Source organism: Nodosilinea nodulosa PCC 7104 (assembly GCF_000309385.1).
GTDB lineage: Bacteria > Cyanobacteriota > Cyanobacteriia > Phormidesmidales > Phormidesmidaceae > Nodosilinea > Nodosilinea nodulosa.
In genome coordinates, this window is record NZ_JH976537.1 from 4,741,189 (window position 1) to 4,762,514 (window position 21,326).

Below are 21,326 nucleotides of genomic sequence, written 5' to 3' on the forward strand. Positions count from 1 at the left end.
CCAGCCTCACCTAAAGCGGAGCCACCTGGGGCCGTAGCCCGAGGTGACCCTACCCCAGTGAGATAACCGTTGCAGCCTCAGCTAAGAGACCAAGCACTCCGCCAGAGAGGGTATTTAAGCCACTGCCTAAACCAGGTCGACGTTAGTCACCCGGCCGCCGGCGCGGTTAATTTGCTGGAGCTTGCGAGACAGCTGCTCGTAGGGCACCAAAAACTCGGTGCAGGTGCGTCGGACCTGAGGGCGACCTGGCACCGTGGCCTGGTTGACCCGTACCCGGTAGAGCTTCTCGCGATCGCCACCCGACCCGCCGACGATGGCGGCTCCGGTAGCTCCGCTGCCCACGGGCGACGCAGAGTTTTTAGCAATTTCAGATACCAGCTGCGCGCGCATGCCGCCGCTCTGAACGCGATCGCTGGTGCCGTAGCCTCGATAAAGCTGAAAGAAGCGGGAAAACCCGACCGTCTTTTGACTGCGCTGGGTGAGGTAGCCGCAGTAGCTGGGCACCACATTGTCCCCAAACTTGTCGCGGTACTCTTGGGAATCAAGGTACGAATTGATTTCCGCTGCGTAGCCTTGGGTGTTATAGAGGTCGGTGTGAAAGGCGATTTCGTCCTGGCCGTAGGGCGCCCGGCCCAGCAGGTGCTTATAGTTCAGCTCGATAAAACGATTCTGCGGCCCGCTCAGGAAAAACTTATCCCGATACAAGTCTGACAGGGCCAAGGCCCGGACAAAATCACGAACTGAAATTTCTCCCTGCCGGAGCAAAGACTCGGCGCTGGTATTGCGCTCACTGGCCATAATGTACTGGTTGCCAAAGACTTGACGGTAAGCAGCACGAATGACTGCTTCCACATCGTCTTCAACCCAGTTTGGCCGTAGCTCTACCCGCATCGACTCGCTATAGGGCGAAACGCCAAGGCGTCCCGCCGCAGTAGTTACTGCCATGGTTGCCTCCTTGGGCGTGTATAGATACAACAATGCCCGGAGCAGCAAACAATCGCTAACAATGCGCTAACAACTGTCTGCCCCTCCGGGCAAATGGCCAAACTAGCTTAGAGCGTTGATGGCGTAGTCGATGTAGGAGTTAGCTTCGGTAGCTGCATCACCAGACAGACCGTGGTTAGCTTTGATGTGCTTCAGAGCTTCCACGTACCAGCTGGGAGACAGTTCAAAGGTGCTGTTGATTTCGTCTAGACCAGCGACCAGGTACTCATCCATAGGACCAGTGCCACCAGCTACGCAGCAGTAGGTGACCATGCGGAGGTAGTAACCAATGTCACGGGCGCACTTGCTCTTGCCACGCTCGTCAGAAGCGTAGTTAGCCCCCTGCATTTGGGTGGTGTAGGGGAACTTGTTGTAAACGGCTTGAGCAGCACTGCTGACGAGGGAGTCAGACTTGTTGGTCAGAGCCTTAGCAGCTTCTAGACCAGCGGTGGCTTGACGTAGACGACCAAAAGCAACTTGTAGCTCAGAAGCGCTCAGAAAACGACCTTGAGAATCAGCTGCTGCAACAGCTTCGGTTAATGGGGTTTTCATAGTCTTAAGGTTCTCCTTTAATTGTCTTCACAGCAAATGAACGAGTAATGAGAATCAAGCCCAACGGCTCGACTCAAGCGTGGTTCAATTTAGGCTGAACCTAAGCAACAGCTGAAGCAGCCAGGTCGAAGTAGCTGCCGATCTCAGAGTAGAGGGAGCTGCAATCGCCTTGGGTGATGCCGTTGGTGTCAGAAACGATACCAATAGCAGCAGCCTTCATTTTCTCAACACCAGCGGCTACAGACGCGCCGGGGGTGCCCAGAGCAACGTAGGTTTCACGCAGGCCGTTCAGGCAGCGATCGTTGAGAACGCTGGCATCACCGGTGAAGGTTGCGTAGGTAACGTAGCGCAGGATGATTTCCATGTCGCGCAGGCAAGCAGCCATACGACGGTTGGTGTAAGCGTTGCCGCCGGGAGCGATCAGCTGAGGCTGTTCGGCAAACAGAGCGCGGGCAGCGTCAGATACGATCTTAGAAGCGCTGCCGGTCATGCGGTTAACAGCATCAATGCGCTTCAAACCGTCGCCGGTAACACGGGACAGAGCGTCTAACTGGTCGTTAGACAGGAAATCGCCGCGTGCGTCGGCCTGAGAAACAACCTTGGTGTATGCGTCAAACATCGACTCAAATCTCCTAATTTTTGTCGCTGAGTTTGCTTGAAATGGTCAAAGGACCCAGTTAATCATTAGTTCAGCCGGAGCTGTCTAACCAATCTATAGGAAGGATCTTAAAGATCAGCGTGCTCGGTTTTCTCATCAAGTTTACATTTCTTCAGACTTGTTCAAGCTTCTACACAATTGGCCTGACATTCCTGAAAGGAAGGCTGATGAGAAGGAGGAGAGGCGTCTCTGTAAGGGATCCGCAACATTCCTCGAAACCGTTGCCTGAATTGGCTTTCGCTAATTCAATTAACCCTCCAGACATGTTTATACACCGCTGGTGTGTCTTTATTTTTTACAAGTTATTAAGGAAAAGCCGTCGTTACAACAGGGTCAAAGCGAAAGAATTCAGCCGTTACGGGCACTCTAGCCGCCTCGCATGATTGCCCAGGCCTTCTCAGGTAACGTAACATTGCGTAATAATTTTGCCGAAAATCGCCCTCTGCGGCGCACATCTAGGGTCTGCTCCGCTGAAGGCGTTAAGCTGCTTTTGTAAGGACTGTCTCACTCTCTACAACCGAGGCTCAACAGGGATTGGCGGCGATGCCCCCGGGGACAGAGGTATGATCTATGAAAGGCCAATTTGATCCCCATTGCCTGGTGTAGTGAGCTGACGCATTTCTGAGAACGCTAGTAAGTAATAGAAATTTGCCCCATGGACGTAATGGACTTTTTCCGCATGAGTGCGGGCCAGTGGACCTCCCAGCGCACCACCCACCACCTACCCTTCCGCCGGGCAGAACTCGGCGGCTCGACGATTTCGGTAGAGGCCCTCGATGCGGGGCATCCCAGCGTAGTAGAGATTTGCCAACTCCACGAGGTGGATCCTGGCTTGGCAGTGGGAGGCGCCTATGTGACCTGGCAGGGCGCTATGGCCTGGGATAAAGACGATGAAAACCATGAAGGCAGCACGGTGTTCGCCCTAGTGCCCGATGCCGATGATCCTAGCCGCGGTCAGCTGCTGCGCGAGCGGGGCTATGCCGAAATTGTGCCGATTATTGGTCGCTACGAGATCGACGACGACGGGGGACTGCTGCTGATAACTGAGTATGAAACCATGAGTTCGGTGGAGCGCTTTTGGTTTGCCAATTCTGACCTCCGGCTGCGTACCAGCATCGTGAAGCGGTTTGGCGGCTTTAGCACCGCCTCCTTTTGCGCAGAATCGCGCCTGGTAGAGCCAGCCCCTGAGCGCGACGGCGATCGAGATAAAGTATTGGCACCTGTATCGGCCTTTGGCTGGTAGCGGGCTGACGGACTGAGGCTGGACAGGGCGAACGGTTACTTCTGGAGAAACCTGCCTTTTGCCAGGTCGAATCTTTTGCGTGCCAGAATCTAGACCTCTCAGATGGGCTGCTATAACTCATCCGAGAGGTTTAGCTGTATATGCTGTTTAGCTACCCCCAGCGCTCTGGGGCAAACGCTGTCCGGTCTCTGGCTTAGCTACGCGTGCCTACGCCTCTATGGTTTGACCTTTGTGTCATTCGGGGTATGCGGCTTGGATAGGGTCTAGCCTTTGTTGCTGTAGCTTTCCGTACATCCTCAGTGGGACAGCAGCAGCAATGCTGGCTGACTAAGGATAAGAATGCCGATGCTAAATGAGACCGTCAAATCAACATAGCTTCAACCGCTAAGGCTTGACCCTGCTTCAATATTGGGCTAATAGAGGCATCTCACACCAATCAGCTATGAGGGATGGGCCTGATTGACTGACAAAAGTTCTAATGTAGGTTGGTGTTGAGCGAAGCGTTCGCGTGGCGTCTCCCGAGGAGAAAACCCAACTCCAGTAACGGTTTTGTTGGGTTACGCTAATGCTAACCCAAGCTACGGCATTATAAGGGTTTCAAGGGTTTTGTCGGTCAATCAGGGGATGGGCATAATTCAGAGGCCAGAATCCTTTTATCAACCCTTCAGGATTTATGCAGCTCCACCATGCTTTGGGATAGAGAGTCTTAAGCTATCGAACTCTAAATAACAGCTACCGGAATAGCAGCACCGGAATATTGCTGCCGCGCAGAATCTGAGTGGTTGTGCTGCCGATCACAAGATAGCGAATGCGGTTGTGGCCATAGGCACCCATCAACAGCAAATTAATGTTGGCTGCTTCGGCATACTGAGCGATCGCAGTTTCTGGATTTCCTTTAACTGTGCGGCAAATTGGCTCAAATCCACCCGCACGGGCCTGTTGTTTAGCTGAGTCAAGGCCAGCCATTGACGGTTCATCTTCAGAACTTTTAGTAATGGTCAACAGGTGAAGCTCTAATCCTTTGAAGGCAGGTGAGTCTATTAAAAATTGCAGCACTTTCTTGCAGCTTGAGCTGCCATCGTAGGCCAGCAGCAGCCGCTCAATCGGCTGAAAGTGGCTGGAAGTGACCAAGCAAGGCTTGTGGCTAGCGCGAATAATTCGTTCTGTGTTTGCACCCAAGTGCCCCGAGGCGACTTCCGCTGATTCTCCCCGCTTGCCCAGCAAAATCAGGTCTGCTTGGGCTTCAAATTCATGAAAGCGATCGACCAGGGATCCTGTTTCATGGATTAGATTGATAATCTCTACGCCATAGCTAGCAATCACCTGGTGGGCATCCTGCAAAATCTGCTTGGCTCGCTGATGGTTTAGCTTAGCTTTTTCGTGCTCTAGCTCAACCAGCCTGTGGAGCAGCGCGTCTGAGGCATCAACACCAATAGTCCCGCTAAAATTTCTGGCTTCAGCCGCTGCCTGACTCTGCTCATTGGTAACGTAAAGTACATCTACCGTTGCGGCCAGTCGAATCGCTAACCATGCTGCATAGTGGTAGCTAACTTGGGAAAAAACTGAGCCATCGGTGCACAGCAGAATTCGCTTCATAGTGGTTTTATTCCTCTAGTGGCCAGGCATTTTTTCGAGGGCATTTGGATCGTTGTGAATGGCCAATTTTTCAATCAGGGTGGCACTGGCCTCATTCAGCCCCAGCAGTTCTACATCAGCGCCAGTGCGGCGAAAATTGATTACAACTTGATCGATCGCTGCGACCGCTGCCTGATCCCAAATGTGAGCATTGATAAAGTCTAGCGTTACCTTCTCTAGCTCTTCATGGAAATTAAATTTCCCTAAAAAATCATCAACTGAGACAAAGAAAATTTGACCGGAGATACTATAGGTGCGGTGGTTTTTATCAGCACTTAGAAAGCTATCGACAAAAACAATCTTGGCAATTTTTCGCGAGAAAAAGACAGTGCTAAGGGCAACACCAACCACCACCCCAAGGGCTAAGTTATGGCTGAATACTGTAATCAGCACGGTTGTTAGCATTGCGGCTGATTCGCTGCGCGGCACCTTGCGAATATGGGTCAGCGAGGACCAATTAAACGTCCCGATTGAGACCATGATCATGACCGCTACTAAGGCTGCCATGGGGATTTGCTCCACCCAATAGCCCAGGGCGAGCATAAAAAACAGGAGCAAAACCCCAGCACTAAACGTAGACAACCGTCCCCGCCCGCCGGACTGAATGTTGATTACCGACTGGCCAATCATGGCGCAACCCGCCATGCCTCCAAAGCAATTGCAAACAATATTGGCAATCCCCTGTCCTGTCGCTTCCTGGTTTTTATCGCTGGGCGTATTCGTTAGTTGGTCTAGCAGAGAAGCTGTTAGCAGCGATTCTAACAAGCCGACAATAGCCAACGTCAGGGCAAAGGGAAGGATGATGTTGAGCGTTTCCAGATTTAGCGGCACCTGCGGAAGTGAAAATGGGGGAAAGGTGCTTGGCAAATCTCCCATATCTCCCACTGTTGGCACTTTGATACCGGCAAAAATAGAGATTGCGGTCATGGCAACGATCGCCACAAGTGGCGACGGTACAACTGTTGTGATGCGCGGCAGTAGGTAAATAATTGCAAGCGATGCCGCTGTCATTATGTACACAGCTATGGGTACGTTGGTGAGCTGAGGCAGCTGTGCCAGAAAGATTAGAATGGCCAACGCGTTGACAAAACCCACCATAACGGCGCGGGGAATATATTTCATTTGGCGGCCCAGTTTGAGCCAGCCAAAAATAATCTGAAATATCCCGGTCAAGATACCAGCGGCAAAGAGATACTGCAAGCCGTGGTCTTGGACCAGATGAATCATGACCAACGCCATGGAACCCGTGGCCGCTGAGATCAGGCCAGGACGCCCGCCAAAAACTGCCGTCACCATGGCGATTATAAAGGAGGCATATAGCCCCACTTTGGGATCAACCCCGGCGATAATTGAAAACGCGATCGCCTCTGGAATCAAAGCCAGCGCAACTACTGTTCCGGCTAAAAGGTCAGCCCGGACATTTGAAAGCCAGTCGCGTTTAATTTTTCGTTTAAGTCTTTTAATATTCAAGGTGGCTCCAGTTGGTAATTAAAGATACTGCTCTGAACAAAGAGCCTGAAAAGAATCAGGCCTCTTGGAAAACCTATCTGCAAAGCCTATGGGCACCTCAGTACATCTGAATCGACGGCAAACCGAGGCGGTTGACCGATCAAGGCAGGTAAAGGATAGCTAATCCCAATAATCAATGGGCAGATTTCTGTTTAGCTGTGAAAAGCTACAGCGCAATGCGTCTTAGAAAGCCTGTTTCAAAGATTTTTCTGCACGTTCTACTGAAGAGGTGTGTCACAGCTAGGGTGGACAGGGCTGCTCGCCATGGCAGATGCTGCAACGGATGGCATCTTGATTGTTTATAAATAGAAGATTATTTATAAGTAGAAGCATAATCAGTAAAAATACTAGCTATTTTTTTAGGAATAATAGCGTGTCTAAACGCAGGGCAGAGCCTGAGTTCGCCAAGATTTTACCATAAAAACATATAGATTCCGATCGCAGATGTAGCTTAGCCATGGCCATGTACCAGGTTTAGGTCAGACGTACGGCTACGGTGTAGGATGGGCGCTGGGATTTTTCCCGCTGGGTTTTGACCAGGCGAAAGTTTGGGTCGATATAGAGATGATCGAGCCGAGGTCTGGCTTGAGAGATTTGCTGATATTGCTTTGTGGTAACGCGATTTCTCCCCTGCATGGGTATGGGAGGTTGTAGCTGAGATGCAGAATTCTGTTGGTAGCTGGCGACAGTTTGATTAAACCAGGTTTGAGCCGCTTCAGCGCTCAAAGAACGCGAGCCAAAGCGTAAAACCTGTCGGATGCAGAGGTTTTGAATTTCCCAATAGTCCTGCCCTGGCTGTTCTGACGCCGATGAAGGATCGGGTTCTGCCGGAGTCTGAACCGCATAGCTCTGCATGATCATGAAATCGTAGCTGAATAGCCAGCGGGAGATCCAGTTTAAGATCGGGGCTTTGCGGCCAGGTTTGTAGCGAGCCAGATTGGCGTAAAAGCCGTCTTCGTTGAAGATTTGGTAAGACTCGTGATGCACCCGTCCCGGCAAGATGTCTTGAAAAGGAATGGTTGACCAGACGGGGTGCCAAATGCCTTTCAGCAGCGGGATTTGCTGCGTTAAGTCGGGGGTGGGGTTACGGTTTTCTAGCTCGTTGAAAAGGGGCAGTAAGATCTCACTTGCGAACCGGACTTTTTTACCCATGGGCTCGCGATCGCGCCCCTCCACCTGTTTTAGCAGGCTGGACTTGAGCGCAGGGGTGCTGGCCGCCGCCAGAACAGCAGGCTCGAAGGGAGCGTCTAGAAGAACAGAATCCATAGCTAACGTAGCCTCAGTGCGGTAAGCCAGATGTCGCGATCGCCCCTTGGGGCCAGTCCCTTCTCACAGCTCCCTGCTCAGGCAAAGGTTGACCCACCCGTGGGGGGCACATCTTGCCAGCGCCCGTTGCCGACCGCCCGCACCGCTTCTTTGAGGCTGACATCGCCCGTGTAGAGGGCGCGGCCCACAATTACGCCTTCTACCCCCATCGCTTCCAGCGCCAGCAGGCTGAGCAGGTCGCGCAGGGCACCGACGCCGCCGGAGGCAATCACCGGCACAGATACAGCCTCGGCCATGGCCCGCATAGCAGGGATATTTGGCCCCTGGAGGGTGCCGTCGCGCTGAATGTCGGTGTAGATGATCGCCGCTGCGCCGCGCTGCTCCATCTGCTGGGCCAGGGCGATCGCATCTACCTCAGAGGTCTCTATCCAGCCTCGGGTGGCAACCTTGCCGTCGCGGGCGTCAATGCCGACGATGATTTGGCCCGGAAATTCGCCAGCCAGATCGCTGACCAGCTCTGGATTATCTACCGCTGCGGTGCCGAGAATGGCGTACCGCACCCCCAGGGAGAAGAGGTCGGTGACGCGGGCGCGATCGCGCAGCCCGCCCCCCACTTCCACCGGCACATTCACCGCCTGCACAATTGCCGCGATCGCCTGCCAGTTCTCCGGCTTGCCCGACTTGGCCCCGTCGAGATCGACCAGGTGCAGCCGGGTAGCTCCCTGATCCACCCACTGGCGCGCCACCTCCACCGGGTTGTCGTTAAACACCTCGGTCTGGGCGTAGTCGCCCTGGTACAGCCGCACGCAGCGACCGTCGATCAAATCAATAGCGGGGATGACTTCCATGGGTAGTGGAGGGCGTAAATGTTTGTTTCAGGGTTTGTTTCAGGGTTTGCCTCAGGCCTATTCATTCTATCGGGCTATCCCCTATTCACCGGCCCCACATTCCCGTAAACTCCTAAATGCGAATCACCACCGCCCAAGCGTAACGACACCATGCTAGACCTGACCGGTAAAAACGCCCTGGTAACGGGCATTGCCAACAATAAATCGATCGCCTGGGGCATTGCTCAGCAGCTCCATGCCGCCGGAGCCAACCTGGGCATTACCTACCTGCCCGACGAAAAAGGCCGGATGGAAGGCAAGGTCAACGACCTGGTTGCCCCCCTCAACCCCAGCCTGTTTTTGCCCTGCAACGTGCAGGATGAGGCCCAGGTGGAGCAGGTGTTCAGCACCATTGCCGAGAAATGGGGCAAGCTCGATATTCTGATTCACTGCCTGGCCTTTGCCAAGCGCGATGACCTGACCGGCGACTTCAGCGCTACCTCCAAAGACGGGTTTCAGCTGGCCCTCGACGTCAGCGCCTACTCGCTGGTTACCCTGGCTCGCGGGGCCAAGCCGCTGATGACCGACGGCGGCAGTATTGTCACACTCACCTACCTGGGCGGGGCGCGGGTGGTGCCCAACTACAACGTGATGGGTATCGCCAAGGCCGCGCTGGAGATGAACGTGCGCTACCTGGCCGCCGAACTCGGCCCCCACAGCATTCGCGTCAACGGCATTTCCGCTGGCCCCATTCGCACGTTGGCCTCGTCGGCGGTGGGCGGCATTCTCGATATGATTCACCACGTAGAAGAGGTTGCCCCCCTGCGCCGCACCGTGACCCAGACCGAAGTCGGCAACACCGCCGCGTTTCTGTGCAGCGATTTGTCCAGCGGCATGACCGGGCAGATTCTCTACGTTGACTCGGGCTACTGCATCATGGGCATGTAGGATTATCCCCAACTTAAACTCAATAGCTTGTCAAATGCTTACCCTGGAGCAGCAGGGATAACTAGGCACTATGACGAGAGCGTTTGTAAGGCCCGGGGTGCTGGCATTATTGGGGCTGGTGGCGGTGGTGGGATTGCTGGGCTTTTCGGTGGACTGGCGGCTGCTGGGGCGATCGCTCACCTACCCCGATCGCCCGATCACCGCTGCAAACTGGTACCGACCCCGGCAGGCGGTCGCTGGCGTTGGCCCCCAGGCGCCGCCGCTTGAGCTGGCAACAAACACCGAAATTCCGCAAAAATCCCTGAAGACGGCGCTGGACTTTGCCGAGGCGCAGAACTCGGTGGCGCTGCTGGTCATGCACCGCGATCGCCTGGTGCTAGAGCGGTACTGGCAGGGCCAAAAAGCCAGCGATCGCGTCAACTCGATGTCGATGGTGAAAACCCTGCTGGCGCTGCTGATCGGGGTGGCGATCGACGAGGGAAAAATCACCTCAATTCAAGATCCTGCGGGCACTTATCTACCGGAATGGGCCAACGACCCCAGGGGCAACATCACCCTGGCCGACTTGCTCTACATGCAGTCGGGCCTGCGCAACGACGATCGCACCGACACCCTGCGATCGGATCTCGTCAGGCTCTACGGCGGCTCCGATGCCCAAAAGCTGGCCCTCAGCATTCCCCTGGAGACCACCCCCGGCGAAGTATTTAGCTACAGCAACTTCAACTCCCAGATTCTTAGCATTGTGCTGGAGCGGGCTACGGGCGAGTCCTTTGGCGACTACCTGAGCAGCCGCCTGTGGCAGCCCCTGGGGGCGGGGGATGGCTTCCTCTGGCTCGATCGCCCCGGCGGCCACGCTAAGCCCTTTTGCTGCTTTTTTGCCACCCCCCAAGACTGGGTGAGGGTGGGGCAACTGCTGCTGCACGGCGGCAGGGTAGGCAATACCCAGGTCATTCCCTCAGCCTGGATTCGGCAAATGCTGGGGGAGTCGCCCCTGTCGGCTACCTTTGGCATGCATATCTGGCTGAGGGCGCGCACGATTGACTATCCCGAGGTGAATGTGGCCTCCTCGGCCCCCTTTGCGGCCGCCGACACCTTTTACCTGGACGGCCGCCACCACCAGCGGGTCTACGTGATTCCGTCGGAGGAACTGGTGATGGTGCGCATCGGCGAAGAGCCCCCCGCCTGGGACGATGCGGTGATTCCGAATGCAATCGTAGAGGGGCTGCGGAAGCCGTAGATCAAGGCCCCGGTGTTCCCGAGGGTTTGCCAACCTGAGCGGCTGTCCCTAATCAACATTGCTCACGGAGACGAAGCTTTGGTTTTCCTTAAGGCGAACTTTCCGGAGGACCGAATGTGGTTTGCTAAAGGTCTCCCATTGCCATGGTGATCGCTACCGATGCTACCGTCTCCCGATTCAGGCCTGCCGCCGCGCACCCGCCGCTTGCTCCAGCGAATTGCTCTAACCGTTGCTTTGACTTGCCTCCTGGGGCTGCTGGCGACTACAGCAGGCGGTGCTGCACCGCCGCCTGGTCCGTTCCCTGCCCAGGCGTCATCTCCAGAATAGCCCCCGTTTTAGCTCCAACATGCTGTTTGGCGATGGTTTTGTTCTGAGGCTGGTAGCCCAGCGCCTGGCCGAGGCCTGGGCCACCGGCCTAACTTGGCCCATGGGGTTGCAGGGGCTGGCGGGGCTGGTTCTGTATGGCCTGGTGGCGCTTCCCCTGGGGCTTAAAAGCGGTTTTCTGGTGCGTCAAAACGCGATCGCTGGGCCGCTGGAACTGGGGCTAGACGCGCTGCGCCGCTGCATCGCCCCGGCCCTGGTCGAAGAAGCAGTATTTCGGGTGATGCTGCTGCCCCACCCCTCCGAGGCGGTGCCCGGCGATCGCTGGCTGCTGTGGAGCACGGTCAGCCTGGTGGTGTTTATTTTGTATCACATAGCGCTCGATAAAACGTTGTACAGCGGGGCCGAAGCGGGCCTGGCTGACCCGCGTTTTTTGGCGCTGGCGGGCGGACTGGGGCTGGTGCTCATTGGTCTGTACTGGATGAGCGGATCGCTGGGGCTGGTGGTGCTGGTGCACTGGCTGGTGGTGCTGGCGTGGATCTATGGCTTTGGCGGCTGGGCGCGGCTGGGCGGGGCGGCGTTGGCTAGGCGGGGGCACAAGGCCCCTGAGGTCGATCGGTAGCGGCGGCTACAATTGTCGCGCCTGCGACGTTACGGGCGTTTGCTCCGCGATCGCGCAAAATTTTCCTGGGCACTCCTAGATTCCTGTGGCACAATACCCAGCGGAGCGCCGCAGACTGATTTTTACCGTACAGAAAGCAAGGGTGTTCCCTATGTCTTCTACCGATTTGTCCGTTCTTTCGGCTGACCAAGCTAGCTCCAGCGGGAACGAAACCGCCGCTGAGTTTACGCCCAATTCAGCCTTTTTTGGCAGCAACAGCGTGCTGAGTCTGCTGGCCGCCTTTGACCCCAGCTTTGCCGATTTTGTCGCTGATGCCGCCGCTGCCCTGCCCGAAGCAGCGGGGCAGGTGACGGTGACCGACGGCCTGTTCGACGCCAATCTGGCCCTGGCCGACGGCACCACTCTGACCGGCAGCTTCGACGCCCCAGCCACGCTGCGAGACTATGCGGACCTAGCCGCGGTGTCTGACGGCAGCGTGACCCTGAGCGGGGGAATTTTGGAGGCCGCGATCGCGACCGATGGCCAAACGGCCTCGCTCCCAGCCTTCGACCTGTCTGCCGCCGTCAGCAACCTGGTGCTCGACAGCATCAACGCCATCGATGCTACGGTGCCTTTCTCCAACGGCGCGTTTGCCCTCGATCTGGCTACGGCCCTAGGCCCCGTCAGCGGCACCATTGACGTGGCCGGGGGCGACCTCAACCTCGATTTGGCCACGCCCTTTGGCCAGCTTGTCGCCGCCATGGACTTTAGCGACGATGCCGTTATCCCCTTCACCGCCCCGGTAGCCGGGTTGGGCAACATCGACGGCGCGGTGGATTTCAACAGCGGCAGCATTGTGGCCGATGTCGGCCCATTTGGAAACTTATCCGTGCCGATTTCAGCCGTGAGCGGGGCGTTTACCCTGGCAGACGGAGTAGGTCACCTGGATGCCACACTGCCCATTGGTTCAGGCCTCAACCTGCCCGTAACCGCCGACCTCGACGTTGGCCCCTTGGCCAGCGAGTATGCAGCCGGGTTTGTTCAAGACCTCGACGGCGCTGGCACGCTCACCGACGGCGTTCTCGACGCCACCCTGGCAAGCCCCATCGGCGTATTCGACACCACCTTTGACGTAGCGGCCTTTGCCAACCAGGGGGCCGACTTCTTTGCCGGTATCGACGGCACTATCGATGTGGGCGGCGGTATCGCTACGGCATCGCTGACTACGCCCCTGGGCGATATTAACGGCAGCGTTGATCTGGCGGCAGCGGCCCCTGCCCTGGAAACTCCGATCGCGGAACTGGGCTAGTACTCGGAGGCGGAAATATGCCGATTATTCCAGCTCGCTTGGCTCCCTAGCTCCCCTGCTCCCTCGCGATTGGCAATAGTCGTCACACTTGTGCCGCAGTCTACTAGCTTGCGCTCAAGCATTAGTCAGCCAAGTAAAAGGGGAAGGCGATCGTCTTCTCCTTTTGACTTAGGCGTTGCATAACTGAACGATAAATTAGGGGAATCTGTGATGCAATGTCCGAAATGTGGGGCCACTCATAAAGTTCGAGAATGTTCCAGTCTTGTCAGGTTTATCCCTTAATTCAGCAAAGCCTTTTGTTTGCTCGGCTGTCTAGTTTGGCTCTGGGTTTGAATCGGCTGCACTACCCACAAATCTAGCGAAGGCAATGCCAAAATTGTTGGGATTGTGATTATCTTGTTTGCCAATGGAATAGATGCGCTCATTTAATTTTTCCTCAGCCGTCCCCAACACTGCCCAAAATTAGGACAATGAGAGCTGACGGTTCCCTTGCGGAGGCTAGAGGCGATCGCTCACCAACCCCATTTCACCCGGAGGACCTATGGCAGACATTCCACACGTTGTGAATATGGCCGAACTGATCTGGAAAGACGAACACCACTCCGAAGATTACACGGGTTGGTCAAAACGTCTCACCCCCGCCATGGATCATCGTCGGGGTCACATTGGGGTTGTAGTTGAGCGGTTAAAGCCCAAGAGTCTCTCCTGCCCGCACCACTACCATGTCCATGAAGATGAATTTTGCCTCATTCTCAAGGGCAAAGCGAGGCTGCGCTACGGGCATACAACCGTCGAAGTTAAGGAGGGAGACGCCATTTCTTTCCCGCGAGGAGAGCGGGTGGCCCACCAGTTTTACAACCATACCGATGATGTAGTCGATATTTTAATGGTGGGAGAAAATCTTCCCTATGAGGCCTGTTATTTCCCCGATTCAAACAAGTGGTTATCTCGATCGATCAGGGGGGTGGGCAAATTTGAAGCCACCGATTACTGGGCAGAAGAGCCTGAAATTCCGGTCATGAAGCGCGATCAGCCCGCTTCTTAAACCTGCCTGAACCGAAACCGAATACCCGAGGGCTGAAACATGCCCACCGTTCCGGATCGCTGGCTCCCTAGCTGCCCTGCTCCCTAGCCCGAAGAGATAGTCTCTAAACTTGTGCCACAGAGTACTAGCCCATGGATCGACCCATCTCAGTGATTGATCACCGGCAGCCCCAAATCATCGGCTACTGTTGGGTGACCCTGCGCTTTACCTAACCTAAATTGGACCAACCTATATTGGAAATATATTGGGCAGTCAGGTGCTAAACTCCCTGGGGCGTTTCCTGCCAGAGCTGGGTGGTCTGGCGCAGGCTGCGGAAGTCGCCGTTGCCGATGATCAGGTGGTCGAGCACCGGCACGGCGAGGATTTGCGCCCCCTGCAAGAGCTGCCGGGTCAGGGCCAGATCGTCGGGGGAAGGCTCGAGGTTGCCGCTGGGGTGGTTGTGCGCCACGATGCAGCGCACCGCGCCGTGGCGAATCACGGTTTTGAAGATTTCTCTCGGGTGGGCCAGGGTTTCGGTGGCGGTGCCGATGGTGATCACCTTGGTGCCCATGAGCCGGTGGCGGACATCGAGCAGCACCACGGCGAAGCGCTCCTGGGTCTGCCACATCAGCTCGTGGCTGAGGGCGGCGGCGGCAATCGCCGGATCGTCCACCACAGTTTTCTCGGGCGGAATCGCCTGCAAGACCCGCTTTCCCAGCTCAATGGCGGCTAATATGGTGGTGGCCTTAGCCGGGCCAACGCCGTCAATGGCCGTCAGGTCGTGGGCTGAGACATCCCGCAGGGAGGTCAGCGGGTCGCGCTGATTCTGCCCCATTTCTTGCAGAATCAGCTGGCCCAGCCCCACCGCCGACAGTTTGCCCGGCCCCTGGCCCGTGCCCAGCAAAATGGCCAGGAGTTCTGCGGTCGATAGGCTTTTCGCCCCGGAAGATAGCAGCCGTTCGCGCGGGCGATCGCTAGACGGCATGTCCAACACGCGGACATGGTAGGTCATGGTGGCACCTCTGACAGTTGGGCCTTTAGCCCACTGCTAGTAAGCCCAAACGCGCCCTCCCCAAAAACACCCAGCCCTACCCCAGCGAGCTATTTCTATGACCGTGCCGAACCCAACCGCCACCGCTGCTACCGCCGCCCGTCAGCGGCTGAACCGCTTTAGCTGCCTGACCACGCCCCCGGCCCTCAGCGACGCCGAAGCCGCCCAGGTGCGAACGGATATATGCAACTTTAACGAGTGGTCCGACTATCAAACCCTGGGCATTTGCGCCAGCACCCTGGCTGAGGGCAAGCGATCGCTCGAATCATTTCTCGCCGCCCTGGGCATTGCTGTCGATCTGGACCTGCCCGATCGCGAGGGGGCGGTGTACGTCAAGTTCAACACCCTCAAAGGGGCCTGGTACCTGGATGACTACAGCGGCCTGTCGCGAGGCGTGCTGATTACCTTTCACACCTCCGAACCCGAGATGACTGAGCTGGCGGGCACCTACGGGCCGTTTCCCTTCGATCTGTTTACCGGGTAGGGCAACATCAAGCCGCTGGGGATGCGATCCGACAGCTGGATCGCATCCCAGGGGCAGGGGACAGGCCAGAGCTACCAGCCACCACTGCCCCACTCGCGGCTGTTCTCGGGCGCGGCGGCGATGGGGATGGCGCGGGGGATATCCTGAATCACCTGCACCTGAATCACCTGGTTTGGCTCAATGACAACGGTTTGGGGAGAGGTGCCCACCACGGTGGTGGCTCCTACCAAGGCGCCGCCCACTAAACCAATGCCGCTAAAACCCGTCAACAGCAGCAGGGCCAGGGCACCCAAGCCAGCCCCGGCGGCCAGACGCGGCGTGCTGACCTCGGTGTTCCCCACGATGTAGTCGGTGGTGCTGGCAAAGGCAACTTGCTGCCCGGCGGGGGCAATCAGCATTTTGCTGACCCAGCGCTGGCCCTGGAGAGAAGGCTCAAACTGGCCAATCAGCTGGCTGCCGGCCGGGGCCACAATGCCGTTAGTAATTGGATCGCGAATATCGTGGGCCAGCAGCAGCACCTGGTTTTGGCTGGAGTTGGTGCTGAGATCGAGGGGCTCATCGCCCACGTATTGCAGCTCTAGAACCGTGCCCGCAGCCACCAGGGTATCGGGGGAGAGGGGGCGATCGGCGGGGGCAGGGTTAACAGAGCTGGGTAAGGCCGCCTGGCTACCGCCGGGCAGCGGACTGCCAAACAAAATTGGCTCTCCGGCAGAGGCAATGATGACTGGCTCATCCGGGGGCACTACGGTGCCCTGGCTGGTGGTGGTCGGGGCGGCAGGAACGGTCAGCAGGTTGGGGTCGGTGCCAGTCAGCCCCACCGGCACCGTGGCGACTGGCGGCGGCTCTTGGCTGATGGAGCTGCCCCCCTCAATGGTACTGGGCTGGGCCGCGATCGCGTCGGCAGGCTGCCCTGGCTCTGGCGATGCTGTCACGGTCGAGGGCACGGCAGCATCGGCGCTCAAGTCTGGCAGGGCCGGAGGGTTTTCGGCAATTACTGGGGCAGGGCGGCTAGACTCGGCGGCGGGGGCTGCCGGGGGATCCACCGCGATCGCCCCAGGCGATGGGGTGGGTAGGGCTGGGGCAGGCAGGTCTGGAGCGGTAACCGCCGGGGTCGCTGGTGCCGGGGCCGCTGCCGGGGCCGCTGGTGCCGCTGGTGCCGCTGCCGTCACCTCTGGCGGCGTTACCGCAATGGGCACACCGCTGGCCTCGCTATCTCGATCGATGGGGGATAAATCCGCAGGCTGGGCTGCCGGGGGCGCAGCAGGGCTGGCGGGCTGGGCTGCGACGACTTCGGATTGAGGGGCGGCGGTGGGCGGTTCAGGGGCCGCCGGAGCGGTACCGGGGGTAAGGGGCGGCTCCTGGGTCAGGACCGAACCTGTCCCGCCAGCGGGGGAGGCAACCGGCGATCTGGCGATCGCCCCCGGCTGGCCGGCGGCCCCGCTGGTTGGCGGTTCCAGCTGGGCCGGACTGGCTCCCTGGGGAAGGGCCGCCACAGGGCCGACGGCGGCATCGAGTTCGGCCAGGCTGGGCACCGAGACTTGCTCCCCAGGCCGCCCCAGGTTGAACGGATCGACCGGCAGAGCATCGGGCAAATTTGCCAGATTATCGATGTCGCTGGGCAGCATCAGGTTGGCTGCCGAGGTGCTCAACCGCCCGGCCCCTGCCTCTGGAAAGCCCAGCCGAGGGTCATTTCCCGGAATTATCGGTAGCTCTACAACCATGTCAGCAGTGCCTGGGGCAGCCGCTGCTGGGGTACCGTTGGAGTCAGGGGCCAGGGCCGTGAGTATCCAGCGGGTTTGGCCTTCAGCGGCGACGGACACCAGGCTTGGGCCATCTGCTGCGATCGCGCTGTTTGCCGCCAGTTCGAGCACCACCACGGTGTCGCCGCCGACCTGGCTGAGGCTGATCTGACTCACAGCACTACCGCTGTAGGTCTGCTGGGCTGGCACCGCCCCCAGCTCAGTTTGGGGCAGGGTGAGCACGATGCGGGCCGGGTCCGTCTCGACGGTGTAGTGAGGGGTAATGCCGCTGGGCAGCGTCAGGGTCAGCTGCTGGGTGGCCGGGTCAAACTGCCAGGCAGATAGGGTCTCTGCCCGTGCGGCAGGGCTGATGACCAGCAGGGTAGACACCATAAGGCCCGCCCCGGCCCAGTTACCCAGGCGATAACCCGTTGTGGGTCGGTCCGTTGTGGGTCGGACCGCTGTGGGTCGGCCCGCTGTTGGTCGGCCCGATCGAGCGAAATGGTGGATTGGGTGTTCCATGGGTGATGTCTCCCTCTGGGGCGGTGTGAGTGTGGAGTGAGCGGGTAGCCAGCGGTTTCTCGGCGCAAACGCTAGATGCAGCGTTAAGGCCGGGTCGAGCTAGCCTAAATACAGCGTGAACCCAAAGCCTAACTAAGGATACGCACAATCTTGAAAATTGCAAGTGGGGCGCTGAAGATTTTGAGGCCATGACAGGACTCAGGCCGGTGGAGCAGATCCGGCGAGCGGGGGAACTTGTGGGGCGGCGATCGCGTCGCGAACTACTGGAGAATCGCTGTGATTGGGTTAAGCACCGTTGCGGGCTGGTCCACGCTTCAGCCGCCGGGGCACCCTGGGCAAAGATATCCTCACACCCAATGATCGATTTTTGGAGGCAGCACACCATGGCCCGTTCTATGACCGGTACGTTGACTAGGTTCCTCATGGGCGGGTTAGCCACCGCGCTACTGACCGGGCCGCTCGGGGCCGTAGGGCAGGCCCAGACCCCCGAGAGCAGCCCCGAAAATACCCCCGAAAATACTCCAGAAAGCGCCCCTGAAACGACGCCCACCGAGGCCGATGCCACCCCTCGCTTTACCTGTCAGCTCCAGAACGGGCAGTACACCGTCATGTATTCTCCCACCAGCCAGCCGGGTCAGGCCTACCCCTGGGCCGTCCCCGAGGACATGGGTAGCGCCTGGCCCGCCGAGCGCCGCTGCGCCACGATCAGCGATCGCCTCGAGCAGTACCGCCCCGACGGTCTGCTGGCCCTGGAAACCGCCGTGGAAAATGGCTACAACACGGTCTGTGTGACCACCGAAACCGTACCCGGCTGCCGCATTGTCTTTACCGTGCCCCCAGGGCAAGACCCCGCGCAGACCCGCGATCGCGTCTTTGACAACCTAACCATCGCCGATCGGGGCGACCAGACCCAGGGGGTGAATACCTTTACCGGCGGCAATAGCGACGTGCTAGGGCAACTTGGCAATATCCTGGGCCTGCCCGGCACCACCCCTGGCAGCTCGCGCCCCGGGGGCATTAACCTGAAACCCTTTTTAGATCCTGCCGATGGCGGAACCGGCGCTCGCCTGGGCGGTGGCACTTCCTCCGGTCGTTCCCTCAATCCCGACGCCTTTCGCTAGGGGCACCCCCCCCGGCGATCACGGTGCCTGGGCCATGCCTCCACGAACGGGCATGGCCAGAGCCTGGCTCCGACCAAAAGCCCGGCTAGGGGCTAAAGCAGTTGAGGTTGGGGCCATCTGCCGCCAGCTGATGACAGCCCCTCGCTCCCAGGGTAGTGGGCAAGCGGGCGGGCTTCGTGGTAGTCAGAAGGCAGTAACACCATGGTTTTATGTTTATTCCCCCCGGTTTTAGCCAGCGATCGGTGCCCCTCAGCCTGGGTACGGTAGCCTACGTCGAGGCCGACGCCGATTTTTGGGCGACGCCCCCAGCCGATGCGGTGCCGCTGCTGTTCGTCCATGGATTTGGCGGTGGGTCGTCGAGCTACGAGTGGTCAAAGGTGTATCCGGCCTTTGCGGCAGAGCACCCGGTGCTGGCCCCCGACCTAATTGGCTGGGGCCAATCTGACCACCCCGATCGCCCCTGCACCACCGACGACTACCTGGCCCTGCTGAGCGAGATCATCGAGAAGCTCTGCCCCCGACCGCCGGTCGTGATCGCCTCTTCCCTCAGCGCGGCGATGGTGGTTCGGGTCGCTGTCAAGGCTCCCGATCGCCTGCGCGGGCTGATTCTGGTGGCTCCGGCAGGGCTGGCCGACTTTGGTCAAGATCCCAGCGGCTCGGTCATCAACCAGATCGTCAAGCTGCCGGTGGTCGATCAGCTAATCTATCGCGGGGCGATCGCCACCAGCGAGGGCATTCGGCTGTTTCTAGCCCAGCGCCAGTTTGCCGACTCCAGCAAAATTGCCGACGATATCGTTGCGGCCTACCTCCAATCGGCCCAGCAGCCCAATGCCGATGTCGCTGCCCTGGCCTTCGTGCGGGGCGATCTGAGCTTTGATCTAGCTCCCTACCTGACTCAGCTCACAACTCCCACCGTCATCCTTTGGGGCGAGGCCGCCCAGCTAACGCCGGTGGAAACCGGACGCCGTCTGGCCGCCCTCAATCCCACCGCTATTCGCCGCTTTGAGGTTCTGCCCGGCATAGGCCTAACCCCTCAGCTGGAGCAGCCCGGACTCACCAGCGGGTTGATTCAGCAATGGCTAAGGAGTGATCTTGGGGGTCTCTAAAAATATTGGCAGGGTATTGGGCCGCCAGGGCTATTCCAAATCCTTGAAGCCAGATCCGGTGAGTAAATTGCCCTCAGGGTCGATAAATCCCCAGCGGTTGTCAATCTGCACCCGCGCCCGCCCCTCCGAAAACGGTCCGGCATTGCTGTAAAAGGGGGCGATCGCCCAGTCCCCCTGGGGGGTGATGTAGCCGTAGCGACCATCCTGCTGCACAGCGGCCAGGCCCTCCGAAAAATCGGCGGCGTAGGCAAATTGGGGGGTAATAACGACCCGGCCAGTGCGCTCGATATACCCCCACTGGCCCTCGATCAGCACCGCAGCCAGCCCCTCCGAAAAATCTGAGGCAAAGGATAGGGAAGGCTCAATGACCATGGTGCCAGCGGAGTCGATAAAGCCAAAATGCTGGCCCTGGCGAACCCGCCCCAGTCCGTCAGAAAAGCTAAAGGCGCCGTCGTAGCTGGGGGGAATGACCATCGCGCCGCTGGGGTCGATGTAGCCGTAGAGCCGGTCTAACCTGGCCACCGCCAGACCGCCGGAAAAGCTCCAGGCATCCTTAAGCGTCAGCGGGATAGCCGGGCGGCCGTCGGCATCGACGTAGCCGTAAGCGTCCCCCAGCTTAACCATGGCGCGACCGTTCACAAACTTTTCGGCCAGGTCAAACTGGGGCTCAATCACCCATTCACCCTGGAGATTGATGTAACCGTATTTGGTGCCTCCCTGTACCGCCGCCAGATCCTCCGAGAACGACCCGGCCTGGCGAAACTGCACGGGTATTGCCCACTCTCCCCGGCGGTCAATGTAGCCAAAGTAGCTGCCCGCCTGGGCCACCGCCAGCCCTTCGGAATAGTCGGCAGCTACGGTGATATTGCTGTCGGCCACCCGGATATCGAGCCTGCCGTCGCGATCGATATAGCCCAAGTTTGATTTGAGGCGAACATGGGCCACTCCTTCGGAAAAGTCCGACACCGTATCGAAGAGTAGGGGGCTGATCATGGCGCTGGCCAAGGCAATGGGCTGAGGGTTTATGAACTGTATCATTGTGGTGGCCTGCCGGGACAGGCGATCGAACCCCTCCGCCAGGAGGCCCCAGGCCGCCACCGCCGTCAGTCCCAGACCAATTAAGCCTCCCCTTCCCCAGCGCCAAGCCCGGTGCGCCATAGTTCCCCCTCAGCCAGCCAAATGCCCTGGG

20 protein-coding genes are annotated in these 21,326 nt (G+C 58.5%); 10 read left to right on the top strand and 10 right to left on the bottom strand.

Annotated elements, in window-relative coordinates; all coding sequences use genetic code 11:
- Positions 1-126: 126 nt before the first annotated feature.
- The 3 genes from LEPTO7104_RS0121985 to LEPTO7104_RS0121995 form a co-directional block, all read right to left on the bottom strand.
- Positions 127-945 carry a phycobilisome linker polypeptide gene (locus LEPTO7104_RS0121985; RefSeq protein ID WP_026072961.1) on the bottom strand — a complete coding sequence of 273 codons (819 nt, stop codon included), beginning with the start codon at positions 943-945 and terminating at the stop codon, positions 127-129.
- Between the two features lie 102 nt (positions 946-1,047).
- On the bottom strand, positions 1,048-1,536 hold the full coding sequence (gene cpcA / locus LEPTO7104_RS0121990; protein ID WP_017300753.1) for a phycocyanin subunit alpha: 489 nt from the start codon (positions 1,534-1,536) through the stop codon (positions 1,048-1,050).
- 100 nt (positions 1,537-1,636) lie between these two features.
- On the bottom strand, positions 1,637-2,155 hold the full coding sequence (locus LEPTO7104_RS0121995) for a phycocyanin subunit beta (protein WP_017300754.1): 519 nt from the start codon (positions 2,153-2,155) through the stop codon (positions 1,637-1,639).
- 694 nt (positions 2,156-2,849) lie between these two features.
- On the opposite strand from LEPTO7104_RS0121995, the gene LEPTO7104_RS0122000 reads away from it, so the two are divergent.
- Complete coding sequence (locus LEPTO7104_RS0122000) at positions 2,850-3,437, top strand: phycobiliprotein lyase (protein WP_026072962.1); 588 nt, start codon at positions 2,850-2,852, stop codon at positions 3,435-3,437.
- 732 nt (positions 3,438-4,169) lie between these two features.
- Here LEPTO7104_RS0122000 and LEPTO7104_RS0122005 read toward each other — a convergent pair.
- The 4 genes from LEPTO7104_RS0122005 to hisA form a co-directional block, all read right to left on the bottom strand.
- A complete protein-coding gene (locus LEPTO7104_RS0122005; RefSeq protein ID WP_017300756.1) occupies positions 4,170-5,033 on the bottom strand; it encodes a universal stress protein in 864 nt (287 codons plus the stop codon).
- 15 nt (positions 5,034-5,048) lie between these two features.
- Positions 5,049-6,542: a SulP family inorganic anion transporter gene (locus LEPTO7104_RS0122010; protein WP_026072963.1), complete on the bottom strand. Its 1,494-nt coding sequence runs from the start codon at positions 6,540-6,542 to the stop codon at positions 5,049-5,051.
- 513 nt (positions 6,543-7,055) lie between these two features.
- Positions 7,056-7,847 (bottom strand): hypothetical protein, encoded by a 792-nt coding sequence (locus LEPTO7104_RS0122015; protein ID WP_017300758.1) that lies wholly within the window; start codon positions 7,845-7,847, stop codon positions 7,056-7,058.
- Positions 7,848-7,924: 77 nt separating this feature from the next.
- Positions 7,925-8,695, bottom strand: coding sequence for a 1-(5-phosphoribosyl)-5-[(5-phosphoribosylamino)methylideneamino]imidazole-4-carboxamide isomerase (hisA, locus tag LEPTO7104_RS0122020; protein ID WP_017300759.1), 771 nt, complete (start codon positions 8,693-8,695; stop codon positions 7,925-7,927).
- A 150-nt stretch (positions 8,696-8,845) separates the two neighbouring features.
- Here hisA and fabI point away from each other — a divergent pair, with 150 nt between their 5' ends.
- The 6 genes from fabI to LEPTO7104_RS0122045 all read left to right on the top strand — a co-directional run bounded on the left by fabI (position 8,846) and on the right by LEPTO7104_RS0122045 (position 14,135).
- The gene (gene fabI, locus LEPTO7104_RS0122025; protein ID WP_017300760.1) at positions 8,846-9,622 is read left to right on the top strand and encodes an enoyl-ACP reductase FabI; all 777 of its coding nucleotides are present in this window, start codon (positions 8,846-8,848) and stop codon (positions 9,620-9,622) included.
- 70 nt (positions 9,623-9,692) lie between these two features.
- A complete protein-coding gene (locus tag LEPTO7104_RS0122030) occupies positions 9,693-10,859 on the top strand; it encodes a serine hydrolase domain-containing protein (RefSeq protein ID WP_083887109.1) in 1,167 nt (388 codons plus the stop codon).
- Positions 10,860-11,018: 159 nt separating this feature from the next.
- Positions 11,019-11,186: a hypothetical protein gene (locus LEPTO7104_RS41265; protein WP_196358141.1), complete on the top strand. Its 168-nt coding sequence runs from the start codon at positions 11,019-11,021 to the stop codon at positions 11,184-11,186.
- A gap of 19 nt (positions 11,187-11,205) precedes the next feature.
- Positions 11,206-11,802, top strand: coding sequence for a CPBP family glutamic-type intramembrane protease (locus LEPTO7104_RS0122035; RefSeq protein ID WP_017300762.1), 597 nt, complete (start codon positions 11,206-11,208; stop codon positions 11,800-11,802).
- Between the two features lie 151 nt (positions 11,803-11,953).
- A complete protein-coding gene (locus tag LEPTO7104_RS0122040) occupies positions 11,954-13,090 on the top strand; it encodes a hypothetical protein (RefSeq protein WP_017300763.1) in 1,137 nt (378 codons plus the stop codon).
- A gap of 541 nt (positions 13,091-13,631) precedes the next feature.
- Complete coding sequence (locus tag LEPTO7104_RS0122045; RefSeq protein ID WP_026072965.1) at positions 13,632-14,135, top strand: cupin domain-containing protein; 504 nt, start codon at positions 13,632-13,634, stop codon at positions 14,133-14,135.
- A gap of 259 nt (positions 14,136-14,394) precedes the next feature.
- Here LEPTO7104_RS0122045 and radC read toward each other — a convergent pair whose 3' ends face one another.
- Positions 14,395-15,126, bottom strand: a complete 732-nt coding sequence (gene radC, locus LEPTO7104_RS0122055) for a RadC family protein (protein WP_017300766.1) — start codon at positions 15,124-15,126, stop codon at positions 14,395-14,397.
- A 97-nt stretch (positions 15,127-15,223) separates the two neighbouring features.
- Here radC and LEPTO7104_RS0122060 point away from each other — a divergent pair, with 97 nt between their 5' ends.
- Positions 15,224-15,649: a DUF1824 family protein gene (locus tag LEPTO7104_RS0122060; protein ID WP_017300767.1), complete on the top strand. Its 426-nt coding sequence runs from the start codon at positions 15,224-15,226 to the stop codon at positions 15,647-15,649.
- Between the two features lie 71 nt (positions 15,650-15,720).
- Here the strand turns inward: LEPTO7104_RS0122060 and LEPTO7104_RS0122065 are convergent, their stop codons facing one another.
- Complete coding sequence (locus tag LEPTO7104_RS0122065) at positions 15,721-17,910, bottom strand: AMIN domain-containing protein (RefSeq protein ID WP_083887110.1); 2,190 nt, start codon at positions 17,908-17,910, stop codon at positions 15,721-15,723.
- Between the two features lie 383 nt (positions 17,911-18,293).
- Between LEPTO7104_RS0122065 and LEPTO7104_RS0122070 the strand changes: the two genes are divergently transcribed.
- Together LEPTO7104_RS0122070 and LEPTO7104_RS0122075 are read left to right on the top strand one after the other, a co-directional pair.
- Positions 18,294-19,031, top strand: a complete 738-nt coding sequence (locus LEPTO7104_RS0122070) for a COP23 domain-containing protein (protein ID WP_225887027.1) — start codon at positions 18,294-18,296, stop codon at positions 19,029-19,031.
- 209 nt (positions 19,032-19,240) lie between these two features.
- The gene (locus tag LEPTO7104_RS0122075) at positions 19,241-20,137 is read left to right on the top strand and encodes an alpha/beta fold hydrolase (protein ID WP_017300769.1); all 897 of its coding nucleotides are present in this window, start codon (positions 19,241-19,243) and stop codon (positions 20,135-20,137) included.
- Between the two features lie 30 nt (positions 20,138-20,167).
- Here LEPTO7104_RS0122075 and LEPTO7104_RS34875 read toward each other — a convergent pair whose 3' ends face one another.
- On the bottom strand, positions 20,168-21,295 hold the full coding sequence (locus LEPTO7104_RS34875; protein WP_017300770.1) for a WG repeat-containing protein: 1,128 nt from the start codon (positions 21,293-21,295) through the stop codon (positions 20,168-20,170).
- Positions 21,296-21,326: the final 31 nt, after the last annotated feature.

What these genes read in the sequence shown, in the direction of transcription:
- LEPTO7104_RS0121985 (WP_026072961.1), bottom strand. Translation starts at nt 945, where the DNA reads ATGGCAGTAACTACTGCGGCGGGACGCCTTGGCGTTTCGCCCTATAGC.
- fabI (WP_017300760.1), top strand. Translation starts at nt 8,846, where the DNA reads ATGCTAGACCTGACCGGTAAAAACGCCCTGGTAACGGGCATTGCCAAC.
- LEPTO7104_RS0122005 (WP_017300756.1), bottom strand. Translation starts at nt 5,033, where the DNA reads ATGAAGCGAATTCTGCTGTGCACCGATGGCTCAGTTTTTTCCCAAGTT.
- LEPTO7104_RS0122000 (WP_026072962.1), top strand. Translation starts at nt 2,850, where the DNA reads ATGGACGTAATGGACTTTTTCCGCATGAGTGCGGGCCAGTGGACCTCC.
- LEPTO7104_RS0122045 (WP_026072965.1), top strand. Translation starts at nt 13,632, where the DNA reads ATGGCAGACATTCCACACGTTGTGAATATGGCCGAACTGATCTGGAAA.
- cpcA (WP_017300753.1), bottom strand. Translation starts at nt 1,536, where the DNA reads ATGAAAACCCCATTAACCGAAGCTGTTGCAGCAGCTGATTCTCAAGGT.
- LEPTO7104_RS0122075 (WP_017300769.1), top strand. Translation starts at nt 19,241, where the DNA reads ATGTTTATTCCCCCCGGTTTTAGCCAGCGATCGGTGCCCCTCAGCCTG.
- hisA (WP_017300759.1), bottom strand. Translation starts at nt 8,695, where the DNA reads ATGGAAGTCATCCCCGCTATTGATTTGATCGACGGTCGCTGCGTGCGG.
- LEPTO7104_RS41265 (WP_196358141.1), top strand. Translation starts at nt 11,019, where the DNA reads ATGCTACCGTCTCCCGATTCAGGCCTGCCGCCGCGCACCCGCCGCTTG.
- LEPTO7104_RS0122015 (WP_017300758.1), bottom strand. Translation starts at nt 7,847, where the DNA reads ATGGATTCTGTTCTTCTAGACGCTCCCTTCGAGCCTGCTGTTCTGGCG.
- LEPTO7104_RS0122070 (WP_225887027.1), top strand. Translation starts at nt 18,294, where the DNA reads ATGGCCCGTTCTATGACCGGTACGTTGACTAGGTTCCTCATGGGCGGG.
- LEPTO7104_RS0122065 (WP_083887110.1), bottom strand. Translation starts at nt 17,910, where the DNA reads ATGGAACACCCAATCCACCATTTCGCTCGATCGGGCCGACCAACAGCG.
- LEPTO7104_RS0122040 (WP_017300763.1), top strand. Translation starts at nt 11,954, where the DNA reads ATGTCTTCTACCGATTTGTCCGTTCTTTCGGCTGACCAAGCTAGCTCC.
- LEPTO7104_RS34875 (WP_017300770.1), bottom strand. Translation starts at nt 21,295, where the DNA reads ATGGCGCACCGGGCTTGGCGCTGGGGAAGGGGAGGCTTAATTGGTCTG.
- LEPTO7104_RS0122030 (WP_083887109.1), top strand. Translation starts at nt 9,693, where the DNA reads ATGACGAGAGCGTTTGTAAGGCCCGGGGTGCTGGCATTATTGGGGCTG.
- radC (WP_017300766.1), bottom strand. Translation starts at nt 15,126, where the DNA reads ATGACCTACCATGTCCGCGTGTTGGACATGCCGTCTAGCGATCGCCCG.
- LEPTO7104_RS0122060 (WP_017300767.1), top strand. Translation starts at nt 15,224, where the DNA reads ATGACCGTGCCGAACCCAACCGCCACCGCTGCTACCGCCGCCCGTCAG.
- LEPTO7104_RS0122035 (WP_017300762.1), top strand. Translation starts at nt 11,206, where the DNA reads ATGCTGTTTGGCGATGGTTTTGTTCTGAGGCTGGTAGCCCAGCGCCTG.
- LEPTO7104_RS0121995 (WP_017300754.1), bottom strand. Translation starts at nt 2,155, where the DNA reads ATGTTTGACGCATACACCAAGGTTGTTTCTCAGGCCGACGCACGCGGC.